This is a genomic window from Budvicia aquatica DSM 5075 = ATCC 35567 (assembly GCF_000427805.1).
Taxonomy (GTDB): domain Bacteria; phylum Pseudomonadota; class Gammaproteobacteria; order Enterobacterales; family Enterobacteriaceae; genus Budvicia; species Budvicia aquatica.
In genome coordinates, this window is sequence record NZ_ATYS01000023.1 from 78,263 (window position 1) to 87,510 (window position 9,248).

Consider the following 9,248-nt stretch of genomic DNA (forward strand, 5'->3'; position numbering starts at 1 on the left):
GCTTAAAACGGAGAACAAATTCCTCTCAATTAGACCGTTAGATATTTTTTTGCTTTCTACTGCTGAAAAATCACCCAGAAGCACCACACTTAGCATCACTATTCTGATGGAAATTCGTTATTCTATTATTAGCATGATGACATAACATTATCGGTTAATATCTAAACAATTGAGCTGCGGTTTATCAGAATTTTATTCTATTTCACCTACCTGTTTGGCTAATATTTTATCTTTGTTTAGTTTATTGTTCTGTGATGGTGGTTTGGACTTGTTTTTCACCATCATAATTGTGTTTACTTAGCGCCGTTGTTAATCGCTTTGCCATTAATACCTCCTTTCAAGATGACAATAACTGCGCCATTTTTGCGTGCGGGTTATTCAATTCTGAGGCAACAGGTTGCCCAATCCGGACTTGGTTAGGTTAGTAAAGCAGACAAAATAAATACTTAGAAATTACTGTATATAGGCTTTATCCTAAATATGAAACACTTATCCCCTAAAGATATTATTGCGCTGGGCTTTATGACATTTGCCCTGTTTGTTGGCGCGGGTAATATTATTTTTCCTCCGATGGTCGGTCTACAGTCAGGTGAGCACGTTTGGGTGGCATCTCTGGGCTTTTTGATAACCGCGGTTGGTTTACCCGTTATTACTGTGATTGCGCTGGCTCGGGTTGGCGGTGGCGTTGAAGCGCTGAGTAGTCCGATAGGACAGCGAGCAGGGCTGATTCTTGCCACTCTGTGTTATCTCTCGGTAGGGCCTCTTTTTGCTACTCCGCGTACGACCACGGTCTCTTTTGAGTTAGGTATTGCTCCGTTGGTGGGCAATAGCGCGCTATCGTTATTTATCTATAGCCTGGTCTATTTCTCCTTGGTGATCTTGGTTTCTCTCTATCCGGGTAAGCTACTGGATTCCGTTGGTCGTTTCCTTGCCCCGATAAAGATTATCTCGCTGGCTATTTTGGGACTGGCTGCGTTAGTCTGGCCTGCCGGTCATCATATGCCGGCGCTTGAGGTCTATCAGAATATTCCATTCTCAAAAGGATTTGTTGAAGGTTATCTGACGATGGATACCCTGGGAGCGCTGGTATTTGGCATTGTTATTGTTAATGCGGCCCGTTCCCGTGGTATTACCAGCACCCGATTATTAACTCGCTATACCATTATTGCTGGTCTTATTGCCGGTGTAGGCCTGACGCTGGTGTATTTGAGTTTGTTTAACTTGGGTTCAACCAGTGGCTCTTTAGTGCCTGATGCCGCTAACGGAGCGGAGATCCTTCACGCTTATATTCAACAAACGTTTGGCAATTATGGTAGCCTGTTTTTAGCCATTCTGATCTTTGTTGCCTGCATGGTGACGGCGATTGGCCTGACCTGTGCCTGCGCTGAGTTCTTCTCTAAGTTAGTCCCTTTAAGCTATCGTCAGCTGGTGTTTATATTGGCGATTTTCTCGATGGTGGTTTCAAACTTAGGTTTAAGCCATCTGATTAAATTTTCAATTCCGGTACTAACGGCGATTTATCCGCCTTGTATTGCGTTGGTTGTATTAAGTTTTACCAGCCGCATGTGGCGCTCTGAAAGACGTATAATGATGCCGGTGATGCTGGTAACATCATTGGTTGGTATTTTGGATGGGGTTAAAGCCTCTGCATTGGCTGATTTTTTACCGGTATGGGATAGCGCTATTCCTGCCCAGCAGCAGAAATTTGCCTGGGTATTGCACCAATTTGAACAGGTTCCCGGCGCTGAGCAAGGATTAACCTGGTTGCCATTTGCCTTAGCTGCATTAGTTATTGCGGCGATAGTTGATCGCGTACTGCCTGAATTTGCTGAAGCGACCGGAACAGAGTCGCGCTGATTCAATCGGTATCAGTAAAGACGCCGCGAATAATCTTCGCGGCGTTATAACGAGAAAAATAAGACATTATTGCATGGGACACGGCATGGAAAAGAAAAACAATACGCTTAAACGAGGGTTAAGCGCACGTCATATTCGCTTTATGGCTCTGGGGTCCGCTGTCGGAACCGGGCTATTTTATGGTTCTGCCAGTGCTATTCAAATGGCCGGTCCCAGCGTTTTACTGGCCTATCTGATCGGCGGTATTTTCGCTTTTATTATTATGCGTGCTTTAGGCGAAATGTCGGTTAATAACCCGCAGGCCGGCGCTTTTTCACGCTATGCACAAGACTATTTAGGACCATTGGCCGGTTATATCACCGGCTGGACCTACTGCTTTGAGATTCTGATTGTTGCCATTGCAGACGTAACGGCCTTCGGTTTCTATATGAGCTTCTGGTTCCCTAACGTTGAACTTTGGGTCTGGGCAATCAGCGTGGTGCTGATTATCGGTGCCATTAATATGGTCAACGTACAGGTATTTGGTGAATTTGAGTTCTGGCTATCTTTTATCAAAATTGCCACCATCATTATTATGATTGTGGCCGGTATCGGGATTATCGTCTGGGGTTTTGGCAACCAGGGCCAACCTACCGGAATTCACAATCTATGGGCCAACGGCGGATTCTTTGCTAATGGCGTCATAGGTATGATTCTGTCATTGCAGATGGTGATGTTTGCTTACGGTGGTATTGAAATTATTGGTATTACCGCCGGTGAAGCGGAAGACCCGAAGAAAACTATTCCTAAAGCGATTAACTCAGTACCTTTCCGCATTCTGATTTTCTATGTGGGAACGCTGTTTGTCATTATGTCTATTTTCCCATGGAATGAAGTGGGTACTCACGGAAGCCCGTTTGTACTGACTTTTGAGAATCTTGGCATTAAAACCGCCGCAGGTATTCTTAATTTCGTGGTGATTACCGCCTCTCTTTCTGCCATTAACAGCGATGTGTTTGGCGTAGGCCGGATGCTGTTCGGTATGGCTGAGCAAGGTCATGCACCAAAGATGTTTACCAAAATATCAAAACGTGGCGTTCCTTGGGTGACGGTGTTATTCATGATGGTCGGGCTGCTTTTTGCCGCTTACCTGAATTACATCATTCCTGAGAATGTGTTTTTGATCATCGCATCCCTGGCGACCTTTGCCACCGTATGGGTATGGATTATGATCCTATTATCACAAATCGGATTTCGTCGCCAACTTACGCCTGAGCAGATTAAAGGGTTAGATTTCCCTCTGCGTGGCGGCGTGACAACGTCAATAGTCGCGTTGGTCTTCCTGTTTGGCATTATCGGCCTGATTGGTTACTTCCCGACAACTCGAGTATCACTGTATGTGGGTGTCGGCTGGATAGTTCTGTTAGTGGCGGCTTACTACATTCGTAAGGCGATTGCTGATAGGGCAACGACAATAACGGCAGACTGATAGATCTAATAATGTTAAACGCCCCGACCAAGTATGGTTGGGGCTAATCTTCCTGTCAGCGATCCTTTCCAAGCTTCCTTCCCGCTATTGACACTGCTGCTAAATACCGTCTACTGATTAAATTTGCCGCACTTCGGCCGCTAGAAAATGGTTATATTCCGATATTCTATTTGCGGACGAAATTAGCGATAAGACAAAATTAAATGACTAAGTGGATAGACGGGAAGGGTGCTGGTATTTTATCGGCTTAAAAATATTACCCCTTAGCCGCGAGAGAAAATAAATATTCCACTATGGGGTATTTGGGCTATGCGGACGAAATTTATTATAGAGCTGAATTAAATAATTTTGTTGTTAAAAAAAGAGCCGCATAAGCGGCTCTATTGTGGTGAGGTTCAGAATTACAGCTTAGCTGCGTTCTGAGAAAGATATTTAGCTACGCCTTCTGGAGCCGCATCCATACCTTCTTTGCCTTTTTCCCACTGTGCAGGGCAAACTTGACCGTGCTCTTCGTGGAATTGCAGAGCATCAACCATACGCAGCATTTCGTCAACGTTACGGCCTAATGGCAGGTCGTTAACAACTTGGTGACGAACAACGCCATTTTTGTCGATTAAGAAAGAACCGCGTAGTGCAACGCCAGCGTCCGGATGTTCGATACCGTAAGCTTTTTGGATTTCGCGTTTAACGTCAGCAACCATTGCGTATTGAACTTCGCCGATGCCGCCGTTATCTACAGGGGTTTTACGCCATGCGTTGTGAACGAATTCAGAGTCAAAAGAGATACCAACAACTTCAACGCCACGTTTTTTGAATTCAGCGTAACGGTGATCAAAGGCAATCAGCTCTGATGGACATACAAAGGTAAAATCCATTGGCCAGAAGAAAAGAACAGCTGGTTTGCCATTCAGGTGGTTCTTTAAGTTGAAATCGTTAACGATTTCGCCGTTACCAAGAACAGCTGCAGCGGTAAAATCAGGGGCTTGGCGAGTAACCAGTACCATAATAACTCTCCTGTCAATTATAGGTTAGTGAGTGATTGTTCGAATTTGTGTGTCAGTATAGGACGATAAGCTTTAACTGCAAGGACATAAGGCCAATTGTTGAGATAGCTTTCACCTATGAATTAATATCTTACTGCTTTCAGGGATTAAACATACTCATGCAGGATGTTGCTGTAAAGCCGTTATACGCTAATTTACGTTAGTCTTGATTTACAAGCTGATAACCCGGTCATAAATTTTTAGCTGCGGCCAGTTTCATCATTTGCGGATAAAACTGTAAAAAGATTGCTTCAAACTGGGCATAGTTTTGCTCTATATCCTGAATACAGTCAGCTAACGCGTGTAACTTTGGCCGCCTGGCAGCCATGTTTTTTAAGGTATTATCGATAAAGGGTAATTCAGCATATCGCTCCAGCCAACGATCCTGCCATAGATATTGATTAATATGTCGGAAGCCTTCAGGTGTCGATGCCAGCTGTGGAACAATGGCATCTTGAGCCTGCTGAATAAAGTCGCTTAATGTGATGCGGGGTTCCACTTTCGACCAGTGTAATGACAAAAAATGGTCCCATAAAACATCAAGGGCAATAGGTGCAACCCGATAGTGCCGGTCGCAGAACAGCTTTCTGGCCTGCTTCACTTGCTCGAGACTATCCGTCATTTTATCTATTCTGCGGTGCAGCATAATGCCACTGGCAATCGGCTGTGAATAATCAGCGTCAGGGCTGCCGCGAACAAAATCGGCAAGAAGATTCCCTAACAGAGAGCTGTCCGCCAAAGAGGCTAAGTGGAGGTGGGCTAAAAAGTTCATGGGTTAAAGTATAGTGCAATCTTGCTGATTTTATCGTTTTTCTTATTATACCGTCGACTTTCAGTTGGTTGCGTTCCCGCCCCTCCAAATTATTTTGGGTATATAATATGTGCTTTTGGCGCCTTATTAGTTGCAGCCTTATGCGAGTGGCTCTAGACTAGGCCGCTTGTTTTTTGAGATTAGAAAACCCATGCGCGTTACTGATTTTTCGTTCGAACTTCCGGAGTCTCTGATAGCCCGATACCCTCAGGCTGAAAGGAGCGCTTGTCGCCTGCTATCTCTTGATGGCATGAGCGGCTCATTATCTGATGGCGTTTTTACCGATGTACTTGATAAACTCGAGCCCGGCGATTTGCTGGTGTTTAATAATACTCGAGTGATTCCTGCGCGCCTGTTTGGCTGTAAGGCCAGCGGTGGCAAGGTTGAAGTGCTGGTTGAACGGGTATTAGACGATCGTCGGGTACTTGCGCATGTGAGAGCGTCTAAATCGCCAAAGCCCGGCACTCAACTTTTATTAGGTGATGATGAGTCCATTCCGGCCACTATGGTTGCACGTCATGATGCACTGTTTGAACTGCATTTTGACGATGGCCGTGACGTTTTGACCATCCTGAATGCGGCCGGTCATATGCCTCTGCCTCCTTATATAGATCGCCCTGATGAAGAGTCAGATCGCGAATTATATCAAACGGTATACAGTGAGCGCCCGGGAGCCGTTGCTGCTCCGACAGCCGGCCTGCATTTCGACCAGCCTTTACTTGATGCATTAAAAGCCAAGGGCATTGAGATGGCATTTGTCACGCTGCACGTTGGCGCAGGCACTTTCCAGCCAGTGCGGGTTGACGATATCAAACAACACATCATGCATTCTGAATATGTGGAAGTCCCTCAGGATGTTGTTGATGCGGTGCTGGCCTGCAAGGCTCGGGGTAATAAAGTTATTGCCGTGGGTACGACATCGGTACGTTCTTTAGAGAGCGCCGCACAGGCGACTCAAAATGGCCTGCTTGAGCCGTTTTTTGGTGATACCTGTATTTTTATCTATCCGGGTTACCAGTTTAAAATTGTTGATACTCTGATTACTAATTTTCATCTGCCTGAATCAACGCTGATCATGTTGGTGTCGGCCTTTGCCGGTTACACCAATACGCTCCGCGCTTATCATCGGGCCGTCGAGAAACAATACCGCTTCTTTAGTTATGGTGATGCGATGTTTATTACCCGTAACCCTGAAGCGGTGAATGAAATTCCCAATCGGGAATTATAATTAACTGAAACAAGCTCCAGACTGTTTTTCTGGTAGCGTATCGCTGAAATATTACTGATTGATGAAATATACATAAATATAATTAACCAGTTACAAGTTTAAGGCGCGGAGTGTTAGCGCCTTTGCTTTCATCTTGTGCCAGAAATGTGACAGCATCGCTGTATTTGGCTAAATGATCACCACTCAAGTGAGCATACTTATTCACCATCTCCAGCTTTTCCCATCCCCCCCATTTCTTTCAGTACCATTAGCGGCGTTCCGTTTTGAACATGCCAACTGGCCCATGTATGCAGGAGGTCATGAAACCTAAAATTAGTGATGCCTGATAACCTCAACGCCCTAGCAAAATCCCATCGATTGATATTGTTCCTTATGCGCCCATTGTCGGGGAATATGTACTCGCTATCCTGCGGAATAGATTTGAATATAGCAATGGCATCATGATTAAGCGGCGATACCTTACCCATAACTTTGCATATTCTCCTCTAGTAAATGGATGGATAGTTAAGGAGGCTGATATAGTTATTTTTGATATATGTGAAGTGTATTCAAACAGAATGGATATCATTAAAGTATTGTTAAAGTAATATCGCCTCATTTCATTGAGTATAATTGCAAATACGCGGAAAATGGATTATCAGACTAATCAGAAGAGCATAGTAATAACAGAACTAGCTCATATGAAAATACTATTGGTGTGCGTATAAATTGTACTTGTAGTGGTAGTAGTGGAGCAGCTATAAAAGATAAAGATGAGAGTGGAACGTATAATATGACAATTAAAGTTCACAACTCAACTGTAGGAATCGTTGTTACAGATATAGAATTAAGGGGGGTGGGCTTATTTATTACATTGATGATATAAGCTCACTTAGTAACCGTTCAAGAACATCTTCGAATGTGGCTGGCGATATCTCCGAAAATAGCCAGAATGTATTAGTGAGAGTCAGAGGTAATGGCACCGATCGACAGGTTATTACACAAAATTATCAGTAGTGAAGTATTTAAATGTGATTGGCTATAATTTATTATGTTGTAGGTTGCTGTTTCTCTATTTTTTTATTAAAGCTCATATTGGTGAGGTGTTTTGATATTTTATTGGTATATCTTATTGTTGGGATATCTATAAATCTCTCAAACGGTACTGATATTAATATGGTAATAGATATTGATAATGCACTTAAAATTAAGAAACTAATAAAATTATTGCTAATACCATGCCAGTCGGCAAGATTTTTAATTGCACTAAGGATTCCCGCGTGTAATATGTATGCTGAGAAAGATATTTTACCTAGAAATTGGAAAAGTGAGCTTTCAAAGAATGATCTAGCCTTTATAGAGTAAAATAATGAAACAAAGATCAGTGGGCAACCTATTTTTTGCATTATGTCGTAATTTTTTGATGCATTATCACCAAGAATAAATTGAACATATGAGTATATTCCAATTCCGGTTTCAACACCATCTCTAGGTAGTGGGGTTGATATAAATAAAATACCGAGAAAAAACATAATTGATAAGAAAATTCTATTTATATTAATGTTTTTTCGGGATGATAAATCACTTATTATTAATCCAAATATAAACATTGAGTAAAATGTATTAACGCTCAATAATAAGCAGATTAAATAGATTGGCAGCCTTATGTTGCTTCGTCCAAATATTGCAAGCAACGAAAAAACAAGAAATGATCCATAAATCTCATATGGTATCGTCCATAACGGATAGTTATAAAGAACCCTATCACCATCTGAACTCATGAATATAGCTTGCTTAATGGCTGTTACGAGTGATAGACCAAATCCTTTTCCTGTTATGTGCCCTGATACTTTATAAATCATAAAAATAAACATCATTGATACCAATATTGGTATCGCCAATCTGAAATATCTTTTTATCACACCTGAAATTAATATTTTATCATCATTGTTGTTATATTTAAAAGATAAGACAAAGCCACTTAATATAAAAAATATGTATACAGAAGGAAGTCCACTATAAACTATGTTTAATGGGCTTAGTGCAATTACTCTAAGTATTTCGCCTTTAACCCCTTCAGTTCCAGTAAATCTCAAAGATGGCATAAAAATGTTGACGCAGTGATCTATTATCACAATAAAACAGCACAAGCCACGGATACCTTCAAGGGAAATTATTTTATTCATGAATTACTCTTAAGGTTAGCCATACTGTTATGATGCAATTATGGATGTTGCATAAGTATATCGCAATGCATGTGATGCTGAAAGTTACAGTTTTGTCTTTTCCTGATTAAGTAACCCAAGTGACCGTCCGTTAATAACTTCTTAAACTCCCTCGTGTCACTAAATTCATGCTTCGAATGTACTGTAAATATTATCGGTGTTTTGAGTGTGCTATGTCATTAGAAATTTTATCTTCAGTTGTTGGTGATGTTCTGCCAATACCGCTGTTCGCTAAGTGTATGCCAGCGAGATTTCTTTCACCGACACTTTTTCCATTTACGTTAACCATCTAAATAACTTCGCATATTAACGCTCCACTTTAGCAAGTCCGTGTTGATTGCCTGGGAACGGTGAAGCAGCCCTCATAAACTGATTGAGCTGTTTCAGTAACTACCACATATAGCGGCACTGATGGTTTCGCGTTATGGTTTCGTGTAACGATAACCACAGCAATTCTATTGGGTTCAGCCACGGTGAATATGTCGGCAGGAATAACAACCGNAACTTCCCGTTCTTTTCCAGCCAGCGCCCTACTTTGCGGCTTTTATGAATGACGTAGTTATCAAGAACCAGCGTAATGGTTTTCGCTCGCCGGTATGTACACCGTAATGCCACTAACAGTCTGATAAATAAATCA

At 42.3% G+C, this 9,248-nt stretch carries 6 protein-coding genes and 2 pseudogenes; 3 read left to right on the forward strand and 5 right to left on the reverse strand.

Annotated elements, in window-relative coordinates:
* Positions 1–480: 480 nt before the first annotated feature.
* Together brnQ and proY are read left to right on the forward strand one after the other, a co-directional pair.
* On the forward strand, positions 481–1,857 hold the full coding sequence (brnQ, locus tag YWE_RS0110720) for a branched-chain amino acid transport system II carrier protein (protein ID WP_029094530.1): 1,377 nt from the start codon (positions 481–483) through the stop codon (positions 1,855–1,857).
* A gap of 85 nt (positions 1,858–1,942) precedes the next feature.
* Positions 1,943–3,325 carry a proline-specific permease ProY gene (proY, locus tag YWE_RS27075; RefSeq protein WP_051323293.1) on the forward strand — a complete coding sequence of 461 codons (1,383 nt, stop codon included), beginning with the start codon at positions 1,943–1,945 and terminating at the stop codon, positions 3,323–3,325.
* A gap of 401 nt (positions 3,326–3,726) precedes the next feature.
* On the opposite strand, the gene YWE_RS0110730 is transcribed toward proY, so the two are convergent.
* Positions 3,727–4,329 (reverse strand): peroxiredoxin C, encoded by a 603-nt coding sequence (locus tag YWE_RS0110730; protein ID WP_029094531.1) that lies wholly within the window; start codon positions 4,327–4,329, stop codon positions 3,727–3,729.
* A 229-nt stretch (positions 4,330–4,558) separates the two neighbouring features.
* A complete protein-coding gene (locus YWE_RS0110735; RefSeq protein ID WP_029094532.1) occupies positions 4,559–5,140 on the reverse strand; it encodes an acyl carrier protein phosphodiesterase in 582 nt (193 codons plus the stop codon).
* A gap of 190 nt (positions 5,141–5,330) precedes the next feature.
* Here YWE_RS0110735 and queA point away from each other — a divergent pair, with 190 nt between their 5' ends.
* The gene (gene queA / locus YWE_RS0110740) at positions 5,331–6,407 is read left to right on the forward strand and encodes a tRNA preQ1(34) S-adenosylmethionine ribosyltransferase-isomerase QueA (protein WP_029094533.1); all 1,077 of its coding nucleotides are present in this window, start codon (positions 5,331–5,333) and stop codon (positions 6,405–6,407) included.
* Between the two features lie 82 nt (positions 6,408–6,489).
* Here queA and YWE_RS0110750 read toward each other — a convergent pair.
* From YWE_RS0110750 to YWE_RS0110760, 3 genes and pseudogenes are all read right to left on the reverse strand, one after another.
* A pseudogene (locus YWE_RS0110750) lies at positions 6,490–6,859 on the reverse strand (tyrosine-type recombinase/integrase); the annotation flags it as partial.
* A gap of 576 nt (positions 6,860–7,435) precedes the next feature.
* The gene (locus YWE_RS27080; protein WP_051323294.1) at positions 7,436–8,572 is read right to left on the reverse strand and encodes an acyltransferase family protein; all 1,137 of its coding nucleotides are present in this window, start codon (positions 8,570–8,572) and stop codon (positions 7,436–7,438) included.
* 345 nt (positions 8,573–8,917) lie between these two features.
* Positions 8,918–9,248: pseudogene (locus YWE_RS0110760) on the reverse strand (transposase); the annotation flags it as partial.